Source organism: Paenarthrobacter sp. 4246 (assembly GCF_040546855.1).
In the GTDB taxonomy this organism is placed as follows: Bacteria; Actinomycetota; Actinomycetes; order Actinomycetales; family Micrococcaceae; genus Arthrobacter.
The window spans coordinates 288171-305469 of sequence record NZ_JBEPOP010000003.1; the positions used below are offsets into that span (position 1 = coordinate 288171).

At 62.4% G+C, this 17299-nt stretch carries 14 protein-coding genes; 5 read left to right on the forward strand and 9 right to left on the reverse strand.

Annotated elements, in window-relative coordinates; genetic code table 11:
• Positions 1-10: 10 nt before the first annotated feature.
• Positions 11-1174 (reverse strand): site-2 protease family protein, encoded by a 1164-nt coding sequence (locus tag ABIE35_RS06705; protein WP_354513437.1) that lies wholly within the window; start codon positions 1172-1174, stop codon positions 11-13.
• A complete protein-coding gene (locus ABIE35_RS06710) occupies positions 1175-1987 on the reverse strand; it encodes an HAD family hydrolase (protein ID WP_354513439.1) in 813 nt (270 codons plus the stop codon).
• Positions 1988-2017: 30 nt separating this feature from the next.
• On the opposite strand from ABIE35_RS06710, the gene ABIE35_RS06715 reads away from it, so the two are divergent.
• Entirely contained in the window at positions 2018-2923 is a 906-nt protein-coding gene (locus ABIE35_RS06715) for a PAC2 family protein (protein WP_354513440.1), read from the forward strand.
• Positions 2924-3001: 78 nt separating this feature from the next.
• On the opposite strand, the gene mshC is transcribed toward ABIE35_RS06715, so the two are convergent.
• The gene (gene mshC / locus ABIE35_RS06720; RefSeq protein WP_354513442.1) at positions 3002-4279 is read right to left on the reverse strand and encodes a cysteine--1-D-myo-inosityl 2-amino-2-deoxy-alpha-D-glucopyranoside ligase; all 1278 of its coding nucleotides are present in this window, start codon (positions 4277-4279) and stop codon (positions 3002-3004) included.
• Between the two features lie 15 nt (positions 4280-4294).
• The gene (locus tag ABIE35_RS06725; RefSeq protein WP_354513444.1) at positions 4295-5128 is read right to left on the reverse strand and encodes an undecaprenyl-diphosphate phosphatase; all 834 of its coding nucleotides are present in this window, start codon (positions 5126-5128) and stop codon (positions 4295-4297) included.
• Between the two features lie 52 nt (positions 5129-5180).
• On the opposite strand from ABIE35_RS06725, the gene ABIE35_RS06730 reads away from it, so the two are divergent.
• Positions 5181-6113 carry an aldo/keto reductase gene (locus tag ABIE35_RS06730; RefSeq protein ID WP_354513446.1) on the forward strand — a complete coding sequence of 311 codons (933 nt, stop codon included), beginning with the start codon at positions 5181-5183 and terminating at the stop codon, positions 6111-6113.
• A gap of 6 nt (positions 6114-6119) precedes the next feature.
• Here ABIE35_RS06730 and rfbA read toward each other — a convergent pair whose 3' ends face one another.
• Positions 6120-6986, reverse strand: a complete 867-nt coding sequence (gene rfbA, locus ABIE35_RS06735) for a glucose-1-phosphate thymidylyltransferase RfbA (RefSeq protein WP_354513448.1) — start codon at positions 6984-6986, stop codon at positions 6120-6122.
• A gap of 53 nt (positions 6987-7039) precedes the next feature.
• Between rfbA and rfbB the strand changes: the two genes are divergently transcribed.
• The 3 genes from rfbB (at position 7040) to ABIE35_RS06750 (ending at position 12416) form a co-directional block, all read left to right on the forward strand.
• On the forward strand, positions 7040-8038 hold the full coding sequence (rfbB, locus tag ABIE35_RS06740; RefSeq protein ID WP_354513450.1) for a dTDP-glucose 4,6-dehydratase: 999 nt from the start codon (positions 7040-7042) through the stop codon (positions 8036-8038).
• A 3-nt stretch (positions 8039-8041) separates the two neighbouring features.
• Positions 8042-9451 carry a sugar nucleotide-binding protein gene (locus ABIE35_RS06745; protein ID WP_354513452.1) on the forward strand — a complete coding sequence of 470 codons (1410 nt, stop codon included), beginning with the start codon at positions 8042-8044 and terminating at the stop codon, positions 9449-9451.
• Between the two features lie 70 nt (positions 9452-9521).
• Positions 9522-12416 (forward strand): WecB/TagA/CpsF family glycosyltransferase, encoded by a 2895-nt coding sequence (locus tag ABIE35_RS06750; RefSeq protein ID WP_354513454.1) that lies wholly within the window; start codon positions 9522-9524, stop codon positions 12414-12416.
• Here ABIE35_RS06750 and ABIE35_RS06755 read toward each other — a convergent pair whose 3' ends face one another.
• The 4 genes from ABIE35_RS06755 to ABIE35_RS06770 are packed head-to-tail and all read right to left on the reverse strand — an operon-like array spanning position 12417 to position 17278.
• Entirely contained in the window at positions 12417-13757 is a 1341-nt protein-coding gene (locus ABIE35_RS06755; protein ID WP_354513456.1) for a hypothetical protein, read from the reverse strand.
• Between the two features lie 20 nt (positions 13758-13777).
• Positions 13778-15013, reverse strand: a complete 1236-nt coding sequence (epsE, locus tag ABIE35_RS06760; protein WP_354513458.1) for an exopolysaccharide biosynthesis GT4 family glycosyltransferase EpsE — start codon at positions 15011-15013, stop codon at positions 13778-13780.
• 19 nt (positions 15014-15032) lie between these two features.
• Positions 15033-15878, reverse strand: a complete 846-nt coding sequence (locus ABIE35_RS06765; RefSeq protein WP_354513460.1) for a YveK family protein — start codon at positions 15876-15878, stop codon at positions 15033-15035.
• The gene (locus tag ABIE35_RS06770) at positions 15866-17278 is read right to left on the reverse strand and encodes an O-antigen ligase family protein (protein WP_354513462.1); all 1413 of its coding nucleotides are present in this window, start codon (positions 17276-17278) and stop codon (positions 15866-15868) included. Before ABIE35_RS06770 ends, ABIE35_RS06765 begins: the two co-directional genes overlap by 13 nt.
• Positions 17279-17299 lie beyond the last annotated feature (21 nt).

Sequence of the window (17299 nt, forward strand, 5' to 3'; positions counted from 1 at the left end):
GGCAAGGATGTCAGGGGCGCCCGCTCCTGCGGGCCTCCTTGCCTGTTATGGCCGTCACTACTGCCTGTTGGCGGAGAAGCCCGGTGACGATTCCGTTGTGGTCCACCACAGCGTATTCGCCGCCCTCCAGCCGTGCCAAGTACTGGATCAGTTCCTGGCCTTTGGACCATTCCGGGACGTACGCCCCGGCGCCTAGCGCGTGCGCCACTGCCGTGACCGGCGTCGTCGTCGTCGACTGGGGAGGCACTGCGGCCGCTGCGCCGAAGTCCACTACCCCCTGCGGTTTGCCATCCGGTCCACAGATCACGACGGCGGGACTTCCGGTCGGTGATATGTCCAGGACGTCGGCCACGGTGGCTGAGTTCGGTACACCCACGGCGCGCTCTGCCAGGCCCGCGGCGCTCACCAGGTAGAGGCGGCTGCGGAGCTTGGCGTGGTGGATGGAACTCGACGCGCCCATCCAGAGGAAACCGCAGACGAGGACGGTGATCAGCATGAGGTTGATGTCCAGGGGTGAACCGCTGAGGAGCGGAAGGCCGATGAACCAGATGACCAAGGCGGCAACGATTATACGGCCGGACCAGCCGGCGGCGATGGTGCCCTTATCCTGGCTGCCCGTTGCTTTCCACACGGCCGACTCAACCAAGCGCCCGCCATCAAGGGGCAGGCCGGGGAGGACATTGAAGAGGCCGATCAGGAGGTTGGCCCACATCAGGATGTTGGCCAGGATGTCGGAGACGCCGTTGAGGACGCCTGTAGAGAGTACGGCCCACATCCCGGCCGCCAAGATGAAGTTGGAGGCAGGGCCGGCCAAGGCGACCACTACTGAACGACCGGGTGAAGCCGTGAAGTTCTCGAATTGTGTGTGGCCACCCCAGAGGTTCAGCACAATCTTTTCCGTGGGCCAGTTGAACACTTTGGCGCTCAAGGCGTGCGCCAGTTCATGGATAAGGACAGAGACGGCCAGCAGCAAGGCGTACCCCAAAGCAACGAAGTAGGCTCCGATGCCGAGATCCGGCATCCGTACCAGGAGCGCGGGTCCGTACACGATGACCGTGAAGCCGGCGATCACAAACCATGAGTAGGCGAGAAAGACAGGTATGCCGGCAATCTTTCCGAGGGGTATGCCGTCCTTCTTGCTGGCAACGTGATGCGGCGCGGGAGAGGAGGTCACCTAGTTGGCCCTTTCAAGCAGGTTCACTGCGGCAAGGCGGTCAACGATCAATTGCTGAACATCCGGCGCGGTCCTGCCCACCAAGGTGTCCCACCTGACCATGCGCGGGTCCTCGGGCAGGGGCACCTGGTGTGGAATCCCCACCGTCACCACCCCCGAAGCAATGGCCGCCGTGGCGCCGGGAATGGAGTCTTCCAAGGCGACACAGTGATGAATGGTGAGGGACGGGTCATCCAGCCGGAGCCGTTCAACCGCCGTGAGGTAGGCCTCCGGGTGCGGCTTTCCGTTGGCGACGGTATCGCCGGTGACCATGAACTCGAAGTAGGGCTTGGGCAAGCTCTCGACAACTACACCCGCCAGGGGCCCCTCGGACATTGTGACCAAGGCGCAACGGATGCCGGCTTCGTTGAGGTCGTCCAGCAGTTCGCGCGCACCGGGCCGCCATGGGACCTCCTTGCGGACCTGCTCAATGACCTGGGCGCTCAGGGTGTCGACGATGTCGCGGGCTTCAAGCCTGACACCGGCAGCCTGCAGGACAGCCGCAGAGTGGAGCAAAGACTGCCCCACCAGCTGCATGGCTTGCTGGTGCGACCAGCTTCCGCCATGGGACTCCACCAGCGCACGCTCGGCCGCGATCCAGTAGGGCTCGGTGTCCACAAGTGTGCCATCCATATCCCAGAGCACGGCTTTGAGGAGGGGCTGGCTGGGTGAGGAATGCATGGTTTCAAGTCTACGTGGAACCTGGCGGACGGCTGTGCGTGCATTGCGCTGTGGGCGAATCGGTGACACGCATTGACATGAAATGCCATGCATCCACGAGGGTCTTGGACGTAGGGTGAGTGGATGAACAGTGTGGACGGGACCCCCGAAGGGCAGGACATCACCGCGGAGCCCGAGCGTTTCCTCAAGGAACCCGCGGAAGGCCAGCGAGTCACCGTAATGCTCGCTGCGTTTGAGGGCTGGAACGACGCCGGTGAGGCCGCCAGCGATGCGCTGCACTACTTGAACAAGTTGTGGGACGGCAAGAAGGTTGCCACCGTGGATGCCGAGGAGTATTACGACTTCCAGTTCACCCGGCCCACCGTGAGGCGAACGTCGTCCGGGGCCCGCAAGGTGAAATGGCCATCAACCCGGATTTACAAGGCGTCCGTACCGGACAGCAACGTGGACGTGGTGTTCGTCCTCGGCACCGAACCTTCCTACCGCTGGCGGGCTTACACCACTGAGCTGTTGGTCCATGCCGAAGCACTCAAGGTTGATTCCGTGGTCCTGATTGGCGCATTGCTGGCTGACGTGCCCCACAGCCGTCCCATTCCGGTGAGCACCACCACCGAGGACAGCTCCCTGCGGGAGCGTCTCAACCTCGAGGCTTCCCAGTACGAAGGGCCGGTGGGCATCGTAGGCGTCCTGGCGGAGTTTGCCATGCTGGCGGGACTGCCGACGGTGTCCTTGTGGGCGGCAGTCCCGCACTACGTCGCCCAGCCGCCGTCGCCTAAAGCCCAGCTCGCGATCCTGCACAAGGTTGAGGACCTGCTCCAGGTTCCCTTGGACAGCCTGGCACTGGCCGAAGAATCCGAAGCCTGGGAGCGTGGAGTGGACGAGCTCGCCACCGAGGATCCTGAGATTGCCGCGTATGTGCGGCAACTGGAGGAGGCCAAGGACACCGCAGACCTCCCGGAAGCCTCGGGCGAATCCATTGCCCGCGAATTCGAGCGTTACCTCAAGCGTCGCGGCAAAGAGCGGCCGTAACCCCTACAACAATCAACGGCCCTGACGATATGTCAGGGCCGTTGCTTGTGCAGTCGCTTTTCGTGCCGTTGCTTATTCCTAGAGTTCCACGCCCAGCAAAGCGTCGATGCCATCGGTAACCAAGGCACTGTCCTGTGCGGACTTTGCGGCACCGGAGGCAAGGGACTCCCGGGCCCACCGATCGACGGCGGCAAGGGCTCCGGGGGCGTTGAGGTCGTTGGCCAATTCCGTGCGCATGGCGGCTACCAGTGATCCCGCGGAGCCCTCCGGAGCGTGTTCTGCAGCTTCACGCCACTGAGCCAACCGCGTCTTGGCGGCAGCGAACCCTTCGTCGGTCCACGACCAGTCTGAACGGTAGTGGTTGGCAAGAATGGCCAGGCGGATGGCTGCGGGTTCTTCGCCCGCTGCGCGCAGCTTGGAGACCAGCACCAGGTTGCCCTTGGACTTGCTCATCTTCTCTCCGTCCAGGCCCACCATGCCCGCGTGGGAATAGTGCTTGGCCAACGGGACGCCGGACAGCGAGTAGGCGTGGCCGGCGCCCATTTCGTGGTGCGGGAAAACGAGGTCGGATCCGCCGCCCTGAACCGTGAAGGGCGCCGGAAGGTACTTCTGTGCAATGACCGTACACTCGATGTGCCAACCGGGTCGGCCGTTTCCGAGGGATGCCCCGGGCCAGCTCGGTTCGCCGTCGCGGGCAACCCGCCAGAGCAACGGGTCCAGGGCGTGGCGCTTTCCTGCCCTGCCAGGATCTCCGCCGCGTTCGGCGAACAGGGCCAGCATCTCGGTTTCGCCGAGTCCCGACACGTCACCCAGAGTCCAGGCATCGGTGGCGTCCGAGCGCTTGCCCGCCATTTCTACGTCGTAATAGACATCACCGTCGGGCTCACCGTCAGAACCGTGAACCCGGTAGGCAACGCCGTCGGCAATGAGGCGCTCGATGGCGGGAACAATATCCGGGATGGCCTCAACGGCGCCGATGTAGTGATTGGGTGCAAGGACATTGAGTGCGTCCATGTCGGTCTGGAAAAGCTCGATCTGGCTCTGGGCCAGTTCGCGCCAGTCCACTCCTGTGGCGGTGGCGCGCTCCAGCAGGGGGTCATCGATGTCCGTGACATTTTGGACATAGGAGACGCGGAGGCCAGCGTCGCGCCAGGCCCGGTTCAGTAGATCAAAGGCCACGTAGCTTGCCGCGTGCCCCATGTGCGTCGCGTCGTACGGCGTGATGCCGCAGACATACATGGACTGTTCCGGTTGCCGTTCAACCTCCACTACACGGCCTAGGGCTGTGTCGAACAGCCGTAATTGCGGCATGCTGCCGGGCAGCTCAGGAACAGGGCGGGAGGTCCACGATTTCACGATTCAACCTTAGTGCTAGGCACTGATGACATTGAAATACAGCAAGACATACAAGGCCAGGCCCAAGAGGATCCGATACCAGACGAACAGCCGGTAACTGCGGGTGGAGACGAACTTCAGGAACCAGCCAATGATGATGTAGCCCACCACGAAAGCGATGACCGTAGCCATCGCAGTCTCCGCCAAACCGTAAGGACCGGCCAGTCCGTCGTTGGAAACCGTCTTGTACAACTGGTACAGGCCACTGCCGAATACAGCCGGGATGGCCAGCAGGAACGAATACCGGGCAGCGGCTTCACGGGTGTATCCCATGAGCAGTCCTGCGGTGATGGTTCCACCGGAGCGGGAGACGCCCGGAATCAACGCCATTGCCTGGGCGAACCCGTACAGGATGCCGTGCTTGTAGGTCAGTTGTGTGAGATCCCTCTCCTGCCGCCCGATCGCATCCGCAACAGCCAGGATCATACCGAAAACGATCAGCATGGTGGCGACGATCCACATGCTGCGCAACACCGACTCAATCTGGTCCTGGAACAACAGGCCCAGGACAATGATCGGAAGGCTGCCCAGGATGACGAGCCAGCCCATGCGGGCATCGGGATTATTGCGTTCCACTTTGCCGGTGAGGGACCCGAACCATGCGCGGATGATCCTGACGATGTCCCGCCAGAAATAAACGATGACGGCGGTTTCGGTTCCCAGCTGCGTGATGGCAGTAAACGCTGCACCGGGATCGGACGCATTCGGAAGGAATGAGCCGACAATCCGCAGGTGTGCGCTTGAGGAGATCGGGAGGAATTCGGTGAGGCCCTGCACGAGGCCCAGCAAGGCTGCTTCTATCCAGTTCACGTGAATAGACCCTACGTCATGAAGACTGGGAACTCCCCGTAAGCTAGCAGCTATGCAGCAGCGTTATGTCGGGAACAGTGGGTTCCGCGTGTCCTCTTTGTCCCTTGGAACCATGTCCTGGGCGCAGGAGACAGATGAACAGGACGCTGCCGAGGTTCTCCACGCATTTGTCGCCGCCGGCGGCACGGTGGTTGATACGGCGGCCTCCTATGCGCAGGGCCAGGCCGAGGCGATGCTGGGATCCATGCTGGGCGACGTTGTGGCGCGTTCCGAGGTAGTGATCTCCACGAAGGCCGGCGTGTCGTCGTCGGACTCCCGGCGCAGCGTCAACGCTTCACGAGGTGCGATGCTGTCCGCGCTCGATGCCAGTCTTGCCAGGCTGGGCACCGATTACATCGACATCTGGTTCGCCCACGAATGGGACCCCAACGTACCCCTTGATGAAACCCTCTCCGCGCTTGAGCTGGCCCAGCGGACCGGCCGTGCCCGTTACGTGGGTATTTCGAATTACAACGGCTGGCAGACGGCCAAGGCAGCTGCCGTGGCCGGATTCACCCTGGTGGCCAACCAGTCGGAGTACTCCTTGGTTCAGCGAAAGGCGGAGGATGAACTGATCCCTGCCGTCGAAGACGCTGGACTGGGACTCATGGCGTGGGCACCGCTGGGCAGGGGCGTCCTGAGCGGCAAATACCGTGGTCAGATCCCGGCCGATTCCCGTGCCGCCCAAAGCCGGCTGGCTGCCTATGTGGAGCCCTACCTGGAGCCAAGGGCCTCCCGCGTGGTGGAGGCCCTGGCAATGGCTGCCCGCGGTCTGGGGCGCTCCCCCATGGATGTTGCCTTGAGCTGGTTGCTGTCCAGGCCCGGCGTTTCGACAGCGATCGTCGGGGCAAGGAACGCCGTGCAGCTCAAGGAATTGCTGGACGCACAATTGACGGTTCTGCCTGCGGAGATAGGACGCGCCCTGGAGGACGTTTCGGCACTGTAGACGGGTCTATTGCCGGTCCAGGATGTCGAGCAGATAGCTGCCGTACCCGCTCTTGGCCAGCTTTGCGGCCTGCTGTCGAAGTCCGTCGTCATCCAGGTAACCCATCCGCCACGCCACTTCTTCCGGAGCGCCGATTTTCAAGCCCTGCCGGTTCTCAGTGGTGCGGACATAGTTGGAGGCATCGTTCAGGTCGCTGAAGGTGCCTGTGTCCAACCATGCGGTGCCACGGGGGAACTTCTGGACGTGCAATCGTCCCATTTCCATGTATTTCCTGTTGATGTCCGTGATTTCCAACTCTCCCCGTGGGGAAGGTCTAAGGTCCTTCGCCATGGCGACCACGGTGTTGTCATAGAAGTACAGTCCGGGGACGGCATAGTTGCTCTTGGGCTCGGACGGTTTCTCCTCGATCGAAACCGCCAGGCCATCGTCGTCGAACTCCACCACACCGTAGGCGGACGGGTCCTTGACCCAATACCCGAAGATGGCGCCGCCGTCGACGTCCACATAATGCCGCAGCTGGTTGCCCATGCCGGGCCCATTGAAAATATTGTCGCCGAGGATGAGGGCCACCTTGCCGCTCCCGATGTGCTCCTCCCCCAGGATGAACGCTTGGGCGAGTCCGTCCGGCGTCGGCTGCTCCGCGTAGGTGAGGTTGATGCCGAACTGTGAACCATCGCCCAGGAGCCGCTGGAACTGGCTGGCATCGCCGGGCGTGGTGATGATGAGGACATCGCGGATCCCGGCGAGCATCAGTGTGCACAACGGGTAATAGATCATTGGCTTGTCGAACACGGGAACCAACTGTTTACTGATTCCGAGCGTGATGGGATGGAGCCTTGAACCCGTCCCACCTGCAAGAATAATTCCTCGCAAACCTGCCGTCCTCACCTGTGCCCTGTCCCGCCGCGGACGGCTACTCTAGGGCCATGCAGAGAATCCTTGTCACCGGCGGGGCCGGATTCATCGGATGCAACTTTGTCCACTACATCATGGGGCACACCGGCCTTCATGTCACGGTCCTGGATAAATTGACCTATGCAGGCAATATCGAATCGCTGGCCGGGTTGCCCCCGGAACGCTTCGAATTTGTCCAGGGTGACATTTGTGATGCCGCAGTGGTGGATCCGCTGACTGCCGCCGTGGATGCCGTGGTGCATTTCGCCGCCGAGTCCCACAATGACAACTCCTTGGAAGAGCCCCGGCCCTTCCTCGACACCAACCTGTTGGGAACATTCACCCTGATCGAAGCCGCGCGAAAGCACGGGACCCGTTTCCATCACATCTCCACGGACGAGGTTTACGGCGATCTTGCCCTGGATGAACCGGGCCGGTTCACCGAAGACTCCGTCTACCGGCCCACAAGTCCATACTCCGCCACGAAAGCAGGCTCGGACCTGCTGGTGCGGGCATGGGTCAGGTCCTTCGGCCTCAAGGCGACCATCAGCAATTGCTCCAACAACTACGGTCCGTACCAGCACGTTGAGAAGTTCATCCCCCGGCAGATCACCAACATCCTGGAAGGTACGCGGCCTCGTCTCTACGGCAATGGCCGAAACGTGCGCGACTGGATTCACGTCGAAGACCATTCCTCTGCGGTCGTGGCCATTCTTGAAGGGGGCCGCTTGGGCGAAACCTACCTGATCGGAGCCGACGGAGAACGGTCCAACAGGGAGGTGGTGGAAAAGCTGCTGTCCCTCGCCAACCAGCCCAGCGACGCCTACGACCTGGTGACCGACCGTCCAGGCCATGACCTGCGCTACGCCATCGATTCAAGCAAGCTCCGCCGGGAACTTGGGTGGTCGCCCCGGTTTTCGGATTTCGACGCCGGCCTCGCCGCCACAGTCCAGTGGTACCGGGACAACGAAGCGTGGTGGCGGCCACAGAAGGCGTCGACGGAATCCAAATACGCCGGTCAAGGCCACTGATCCGTGGAACCGCTGCAGCAGTTGCGCTCAAGGACCACGACGATTCCCGGGCTGGTCCTGTTTGAGTTGCCCGTTCATGGCGATGCCAGGGGATGGTTCAAGGAAAACTGGCATCGGCAGAAGATGCTGGATGTGGGGCTCCCGGACTTCGGACCGGTGCAAAACAACATATCCTTCAACGCTGCGCGCGGAACTACCCGGGGAATCCATGCCGAACCGTGGGACAAGTTCATTTCTGTGGCGTCGGGGAGGATCTTCGGTGCATGGGTGGACCTGCGCGAAGGGCCCGGCTTCGGCACCATGTTCTGTGCGGAAATGACGGCCAAGGATGCGGTGTACGTTCCCCGCGGTGTTGGAAACGCCTTCCAGACCCTGGAAGACGACACGGCCTACACGTACTTGGTTAATGATCACTGGAGTGTTGAAGCGCAGAAGGACTATACCTTTCTCAATGCGGCCGACGAAGACGTAGCCGTTCCCTGGCCCATTCCGTTGGACCGGGCTGTGCTGTCGACCCAGGACAAGAACCACCCACGATTGCCGGACGTCAAGCCCATGCAGCCACGGCGAACGCTGGTCCTCGGAGCGGACGGACAACTAGGCAAGGCCCTACGGGACGAGTATGCCGGAGAGGCCAGCGTGGAATTCGCCGGCCGGGCAGACTTCGATCTCACGTCGTGGGAATCGTATGCGGCACGGGACTGGCGGAAATACGGCACCATCATCAATGCGGCAGCTTTTACGGGTGTTGACGCCGCCGAAACCGCGGATGGCCGTGCAGCCGCCTGGGCCATCAACGCAACTGCCGTGGCCCGCCTGGCGAGGACCGCCGTCGAGCATTCACTAACGCTGGTTCATGTCTCCAGCGACTATGTCTTCGACGGAACTGTCGACGTTCACCGCGAGGACGAAAACCCGACACCCTTGGGGGTGTACGGGCAAAGCAAAGCAGCTGGAGAGGTAGCCGCAGCGTCGGTCCCGCGGCATTACATCGTGCGGACCAGTTGGGTAGTGGGTGAGGGTCGAAACTTTGTTCGAACCATGGCTGCCCTGGCCGCCCAGGGGGTTTCGCCGTCCGTGGTTGATGACCAATGGGGCAGGCTGAGCTTCGCCGTCGACGTCGCTGCGGCCATCCGTCACCTGGTGGACCGTCAGGCCCCCTACGGCACGTACAACGTCAGCAACAGCGGCGAGCGGGCATCCTGGGCAGGCGTTGCCCGGGATGTCTTCCGGCACTGCGGGGCCGATCCTGTCCGGGTGAAGCCTGTCAGCACTGCAGACTATGCCAGGCCCGGTACAGCGCCGCGCCCCCGCAGCAGCGTTCTGGACCTGGCGAAAATCCGGGCCACCGGATTCGACCCGGCTCCAGCGCCGATGCGCCTGACGGAGTATCTGGAGGGCTTGGAACCCTAGCGGCGTCCGGAAAAAGGGCTTACAGTGGCCGTACGGCAGCCAGCCTGAGGCAGGCCGGGAGACAACTCAAGTGAACACGTTGGATGGGCAGCCTTGGCTGTCCGCGGCGATCCAGGCAGTGCAGCAGCATGGATCGCCGGCTCAATTGTTGTGTCCTGAGCTGGACCTGAAGCCTGGAGAGCCGAGAATGCTGCTGCCGAAGATCGCGCCCCGACAAGACGCACTCCCCCACGCCGCCGTGCTCCCACGCGCCGCCACGCAGGGCGCCAGGGGATCGTGGCTCCTGACCCCACTGCGGGGCCCGTCTTCCGCAAGCCAGCCCGGCCCCACCGAGCCGGAGGCTGCACAGTGGGTCACCTTGGGGGGTGCGCCCGTCAAGCTCATGGACTTCGACGGTGCAATGCGCCAGATTCTTGACCATACACAGGCCATGGACGCGAAGCCGCTGGCGGTCTGTTCAGCCAATCTTGACCACCTCCGCCATTTCGGCTCGGGTGGCAGATGGAACGGCACTTTGAGCCAGCCTGGTCCGCTGGAGTGGCTGACCTTGGTGGACGGGGCACCGCTGGTTGCAGAAGCCGCGCGGATCACCGGCCGGACGTGGCCCAGGCTGGCAGGCAGCGACCTCATTGGACCACTGCTGGAGGAGGCCGAACACCGTGGTCTCCGTGTGGGTTTCCTGGGCGGAAGCCCCCAGGCGCAGGAGCTCATCCGACATAGATTTGCTGCGGAACGTCCCGGTCTAAGCGTTGCCGGCTGGTGGGCACCCGAACGTTCGGTCCTCGCAGACGCGAAGGCCTCCTCGATGTTGGCGAAGAACATAGCTGCCACCTGTCCGGACATCATGGTGGTGGGCTTGGGGAAGCCACGGCAAGAGCTGTGGATTGAGGAATACGGGCAGCTGACAGGAGCTAGGGTGTTGCTCGCCTTCGGCGCGGTGGTGGATTTCCTGGCGGGCCGGATCAGGCGCGCCCCGGGCTGGGTGAGTGACCACGGGATGGAGTGGGCGTGGCGGCTGGCGTTGGAACCGCGAAGACTCGCCCGGCGATACTTGGTGGACGGGCCAGAGGCCTACATGACGTTGCGGCGTCAAAGTGCCGCAGACCCGTCCGATCCGCCAACCGTCTCTGAGGCGGCAGTGCCCTCCAACGCCGTTGAATCTGCCCCGGAGTGCGGGCCCAGCCGTGCTCCGGGACAGTTCGTCGCGGGTGACGTCAAAGCCAACGTCGCCGTGATCGTGGTGACCTACAACAACGCAGACGACGTGGGGCCGTTGGTAGCTGGGCTCCGGGCGGAGGCCACCGCACAAACCATCAGGGTTGTTGTGGCTGATAACTCCCCCGACGACAAGACCATGGCCGAATTGGCCCGGTTTCCAGACGTCCTGGCACTACGCACGGGTGGGAATCTTGGGTATGCCGGCGGAATCAACGCTGCCATGCGGGTGGCTGGCGACGCGGACGCCTACCTCATCCTCAACCCGGACCTGCGGGTGGAGCCTGGCGCGATCGCGGTCATGCGGCGACGGATGGCAGTGTCAGGGGCAGGCATGGTGGTGCCGGTCCTGCTCGACGACGACGGCAGCGTTTATCCATCGCTGAGGCGGGAGCCGGGGGTCCTGCGAGCGCTGGGTGACGCGGCCTTGGGCGGACACCTCCAGGGCAGGCCGGGTTGGTTGTCTGAGATGGACTTTGATCCGGAGAGTTACGTGTATGCCCACCGGGTTGATTGGGCGACGGGTGCGGCGCTCTTGATCAGCGCTGATGCTGTGAGTGAGGTGGGCAGCTGGGATGAGCAGTTCTTCCTGTACTCCGAGGAGACAGACTTTTGCCGAAGGGTGCGGGCCGCGGGCCTTTCCATCTGGTTTGAGCCCCTGGCGCGGATGTGGCATGAACGTGGGGGGTCGGGTACATCGCCGCAGTTGACCGCGCTGATGTCCGTGAACCGTTTGCGCTATGCGGACAAGTATCACGGCAGGGGCACTGTGGCAGCGTTCACTTTGGTGGTCATGGCTGCGGAGCTTGTCCGGCTCCATAAGCCTGGGCATCGTCAGGCTGCCCTTGCCGTGGTTGACCGCAGGCGGTGGGATGCGCTGCCGCACGCTACCCGCGCAGAGCTTTCCCCGATGATGGGCGCGGCGCCACCATCGGGCGCTGTGATCATCCCGGCTCACAATGAAGAAGCTGTCATCGCCAGGACCCTGGAATCGTTGCAGGGTGTCATTGCCTGGGGCAGTGTTGAGGTCATTGTCGCGTGCAATGGCTGTACGGATGGCACGGAGGCCATTGCGTCGGGGTTTGAAGACGTGCGGGTCCTGCGAGTGGATGCTGCTTCCAAGACCTCGGCGTTGAACGCGGCAGACCAGGCTGCGGTGCGTTGGCCCCGTCTTTACCTTGATGCGGACATTGAAGTCAGTGCGGATGCCGTGCACGCGGTCCTGAAGGCTCTTTCGGACGGCCCGTTGCTGGCGGCCCGTCCGGCGTTCCGCTACAACACTGATGGTGCCTCTGCTTTGGTTAGGTCCTATTACCGGGCGAGGGGCCGGATTCCTTCCACCGCCCAGGGACTTTGGGGTGCGGGGGTCTATGCGCTCAGTGAGGCCGGGCACGATCGGCTCGGAGCCTTTCCGTCGCTGACAGGTGATGACTATTACGTTGACCGGCTCTTCAGTGGAGAGGAGAAAGCCGTGCTGCCTACTGAGCCTGTGGTGGTTCGGACGCCCCGGAGCTGTGCTGCGTTGCTGGCTGTTCTTCGGCGGAGCTATCGCGGCAATGCGCAGCAGGACAGGATGGGGGCCGAAGCTGCGACGTCACGGACTGTCCGGGAATTGTTGTCCTCCGTGAGGGGGCCGTTCTCCGCTGTTGACGCCGCTGTTTACGCTGCCTTCGCCGTTGGTGGCCGCCGTCGTCCGTTCCGGGGAGGAAAGCCTGCATCCGCCTGGGAGCGGGACGACAGCAGCCGTTAGTCAAAAGCCGCAGCTTCCCCCGCCTTCAATGCGGTAGAGGTGGACGGCGTTTCCGTCAGCGAATGTGTCGGTGAAAGTGCCGTCCACCACCGGAATGGTCCGGTTTTCGTCAAGTACGACGGCGGTACTGCCGCCACACCGGACTTTGAAGCTAGCATCGCCGCCCGCCTTTTTGTTGGCTCCGGCGAAGACGTAGGTCTTTCCGTCATGGAGTTTGGTGGTGAAGTCTACGGGCCCGGTTGCTGTGGTGGCATTGTCGAGGAACGGTGCGTTGAGAACCGGAGCAAGACCCGTGATTTGCTTGTTGACGGCGGTGAGGGTGGGAACGATGTCCTTCCCACAGTCCCTGATGACGTGCTGGGTGAGGCATTCGCCGCCAAAGTTGTGGTTGAAATAGATGATCCCCCGGGCGCCATGAATGAGGCTGCTCCACACGGCGGCACGGAGTTCGGGACCGGTAATGGTGGAGGTGTTGGGGACGTCGCCGGATGGATGACCGTTTTCCACGAATGCCCAGACGGGAATTCTGGCGGCAGGGTCCTGCAGATTCCGTAGCCTGTCGATGGTCCAGCCATAGTTGGCAGCCAGCCGGCATTCCTCCTTTGTCAGATCCCTTGCGTAACCTACGATGGCGCCGCCCTCGCCTTGGCCGCAGATGTTGGGATCGGTGAACCAGTAGTTATCTGCGGACACCACATCCTGAAGGCCTGTGAAGAACTCGCGTGCTTCCTCGTCCGATTCCCAGAAGGTTACGCCCTTGCCATAGTTGGAGTAGAGCAGTGCACCTTGTGGGGCCACCGCCCGACGGTCCTTCTGGATGGTGTACCCGCACGGAGTTCCCTCCGGGGAACAGGGAGGGCCCTCGCCGGGATAGTTTCCCGTCCAGGTTGCATTACCGGGGCCTGCCCACATGTCCACCTCGTCGCTCAGCGTGAATCCGGCCGCGGCTTCATGGACGAAGGCGGGCAGGGCGTACATGCCTGAATCGTGGATCAGTTGGACGTCTGAGTTGGCGGTCAATTCCACATAGGTGTTGAGTCCCGCCGCGGCGTCCATGGCGACATTTCCCTTGTCGAGGACACTTTCCAGCCACACTCCAATAGGAAAGAAGGTGGGCTCGGCGGGGAGACTGTTCCTGAACCTGGCATAGTAGTCCGCTCCCCCGTCAACAGGCCGGAGGGTGACCGCCGTCGTGTTCGGTCCGGCCGCGGCCCCAGCTGCGGGTTGCGACGCAGGCTCCCGCTGTCCGGCGGTCGGTGTCAGCCCGTTGGCTGCTGCCACGCCAATCAGTGCCACGGCGAGCGCAGCGCCGGTCCACAGTCCCACGGTTTTTGCACTCACGGTTTCTCCTGGTGTTTTTGTCAGTTCGGACAGGACATGAGTTCGGACAGGGCAGAAGCGCTTTGGCGTACGTCAAAAGTGGATTCGAGCCTGATTCTGCCGTGGGCGCCCATCTCGGCAGCTTTGGCAGGGTTTCGCAGAATGTGGACCATTGCGGTGGCCAACTTTGCCGGTTGCCGGGGTTCCACCAGGAGGCCGCTGAGGCCCTCTGTGACGAGCTGGGGAACTCCGCCGGCAGCGGTAGCGACTACCGGGACACCCATGGCCATGGCTTCCATGATGGCGACTCCCAGCGGTTCCTGGAGACTGGCCAGGGCAAAAAGGTGTGTCCGCTCCAGTTCCCTGCGGACCCGGTCTTCGGGGATTGCGCCGAGCAGTGTTACGCGTCGTGTCAGTCCCAAGTCGGTAATGGCTTGTTGCAGGACCGTCCGGTAGCCCGTGCCGCCGTGTTCGTCTTCACCTGCGATGGTCAGGGCGGCATCCACCCCGGAGTCAACAACTCTCCGCAGGGCCCTGAGCAAGTCCATATGACCCTTGCTGGGGTTGAGTCGTCCGCAGCTGAAGATTTGGGCTTGGGTGCCTTGGGTCCACGGCTTGTAGGGGCTCAGGCGGGCGAAGGCGGAGAGTTCGACGCCCATGGGGGCGACCTTCACGGTGGTGGGCAGGCTTCCGTTGAGGTGCTCCTGTGCTTCGGCAAGGAGTTGTTCTGTGATGATGATGGCGAACTCGGCGTTGCGCCATTTTTCGCTTTGGTTGGGTCCATAGTCGCTGAGGGGGCCATGGAGGGTCAGGCTGTAGGGAATGCCTGAGAGTATGTGGGCGAAGAGCGCCACCTGGGCTGCGTCTGCGCAGGAGTGGACGTGGATGTGAGTCCACCCTCTGGTTCGTGCATGCCTGGCCAGTGCGGCTCCGGCCAGGAACAGGGCGGCCTTCCGTGGAAGGTCTTGGATCAGTTTCCTTGGAGGGAGGGGACTGCCTTGCAGGCCGGAGGCTGCTCGGAGCTCATCAAGGTGCCGCAGTCCGGAGAGCGCAGTCAAGGCAGTCCCTGCAATCTGCAGCGCGTTCGGTGGTACGAGGTAGTGGATTTCCGGTATCCGGCCATGCGCCCAGGAAGGGATGGGACCGGCCTGTCCTGGATGGCGCGTGGAGACTGGTTCTGGCTGGTGTCCGAGCTCCGTCAGTGCTTTCAGTTCACGCCAGAAAAAGGCGTGTGTTTGACCCGGGAATTCCGGCACCAAGTACCCAAACCGGTTCATGGCCGCACCTTTCCCGAGCCTACCGGCTGTTGGTTGGCTGAACAGCCGGTGGGCTGGTGACCGTCTTGTTGCCCTGGCTTTGTCGACGGGTATCGCCTCCAAGAAGGACTTCCATGGGTGGTAACGAGGTGTCGTTGACCGTTAGGCCTGTGCCGGGAAGGTCCAGGGTTGACGTTTTGGTTTCGCGTTCCATCGGTGACCCTCGCTTGCCGGACCTGGTCTTTGTGGACTTCCCACGCTTCCGGGTTGTCTCGACGGCACGGGCCAGGGAGACCGCGCCAAGGGTGAGGACGAGACCGGCCACCACAACGACGATCACGGACCTCAGCCTGCTGGAGAACTGCTCCGTGGCCTTATCGGGCGAGGCTACCGCCAGCGCGGTGAAAAGATACCTGTCGGAGGCTCCGTTAATTGTTTGAATGGTTCGAAGGTCCTCTTCCAGGCGCTCCCCCAATGCTTTGGCAGTGGCAATGGCCTGTGACTTGTCGTCCGAGATGCCGGAGATGTCAATGAGGAACGCATCGGAGGGACGCTCTACTTTGTAATCAGTGCTGAGCCCCTGCTCCGCAAGGATGTCGCCAGTGGCCACGTCGTTCAGGCGGGTCACGGCAACTTGGGCTACAAGGGACGAGTCGGCAGACCGCAGGTAGGGGTTATCCGGATTAAGCAGACCCAAGGCAGGATCTTTTTCGATTTGCTCCGCTGTAGGGGTCTGCGGGTTGACGATTGCATAGGTGGTCCGGGCCTCATAGGTTCGTGGAGCGAAAGAGAACATGTACACAGCGGCCACCGCCGTCAGCAGCAGAACGGGCACTACGAATACCTTGTAACGCCAAAGAGTCTTGAGAACGGCTACGGGGTCCATGTTCCCTCCTTGGGGACTAGTTGCGTGGTGCTTTGGGTCGGCCCGGATGGGTGGTCGGATGGGGTACGCACTTTTTGGAGTTCAAGTTCCCGCCGGACCATGTTCCAGGTCCCTCCGGACAATCCGACGATGAAGGGGTAGGTGAGGGCGAACACTGGGAAGGACATGGAGTCGAAGGTGAGCGAGCAGATGGCGGCAACAATTCCTGCTGCGGCTACGGCGCCTGCCAGGCAGCGCAGGGGCGCAAGGCGGGAAGCGCGAGCGGCGAGGAGTGTCGTCAGGCCGGGAAAGGTCAGGTAGGCAATCAACCCGACAAGCCCGACCAAACCTATGGTGACCGTTGCGTTCAGGTACTGGTTGTCCAGGATGTGTATCGCGTTGCTTGGCATGTAGTTGCCTGGACCAACTCCGAAGAACGGATGTTCTTCTACCATGGCAGCGACGCGGGGGTAGTTGTTGGTCCGTGTGGTAATCGAAGGATCGCTTTCCCCGGCAGTCAATGACGCAGTGAGGGTCCCGATCAGGCCCGGCACTCCGAGGAACAGTGCGGCTACGGTGACGGGAGCTGCGACGTAGGCCCATTGCCTGGCCAGGCGGGGAAGGAAAGGCAGGAAGACTGCCATGCCCGCCAAGAGGCCAAGGATGCCTGAGCGTGAGACCGTCGAGGCGATGGCAAAGACCAACAGCGCCGTGATGGTCCAATGGACCCACTTTCTGCCTTTAGGGTCGTAGAGGCTCCGCCAGATGGAGAGGGGAAGAAGCATTGCACAGATCACGGCCATTTCGATGGAATGAAATGTGCTCCCTGAGACGCGCATCAACGACCCGCGTATCTGGAATGTTGTATTTCCCCCGTTATTGGTGAAGCCCGGCATTGCCATTTGCAACCACTGCATGGGATCAATCCGGAAGAAAAATTGAACGGCGGCAACAAGGCAGCAGAAGGCCGCACCGGCCAACAAGGCACGGGTCAGTTCCATGGCAGTCTTCAGCGTCCTCACGGCCTCCGCCGTAACGAGGATGATACCGGCACTGGCCAACAGGAGAATCAGCCACCTGTCAGCTGCAGCGCGTGCAGGACTTTCGCTTCCCCCGGTGTAGCCGGAGTACATCGCCGCATAGGAAGCGCAAGTTCCCACCCAGAGGAGAACGAAGCCCATGCGGCCGGGGTGCCTGGTATCCAACGGGTTGGTCAACCCAAAGAGTACGGAACACAGCCAGACAGCCAAGAGCAGCAATGCAAAAATCAGGGGCAACGTACCCACCGCGCCCAGCGGTTTCAGCACCATATTGGAGGGAAAGAAGAAGATTCCGAAAGCGGCAAACTTCAAAAGCAAGGGCACCCGTGGGCTGGCCGATCGGTCGCTCACGGTGAGGTCGTCCAGCTCTGGAGCTTGCACCGGTTGCCGAAGGCTAGGGAA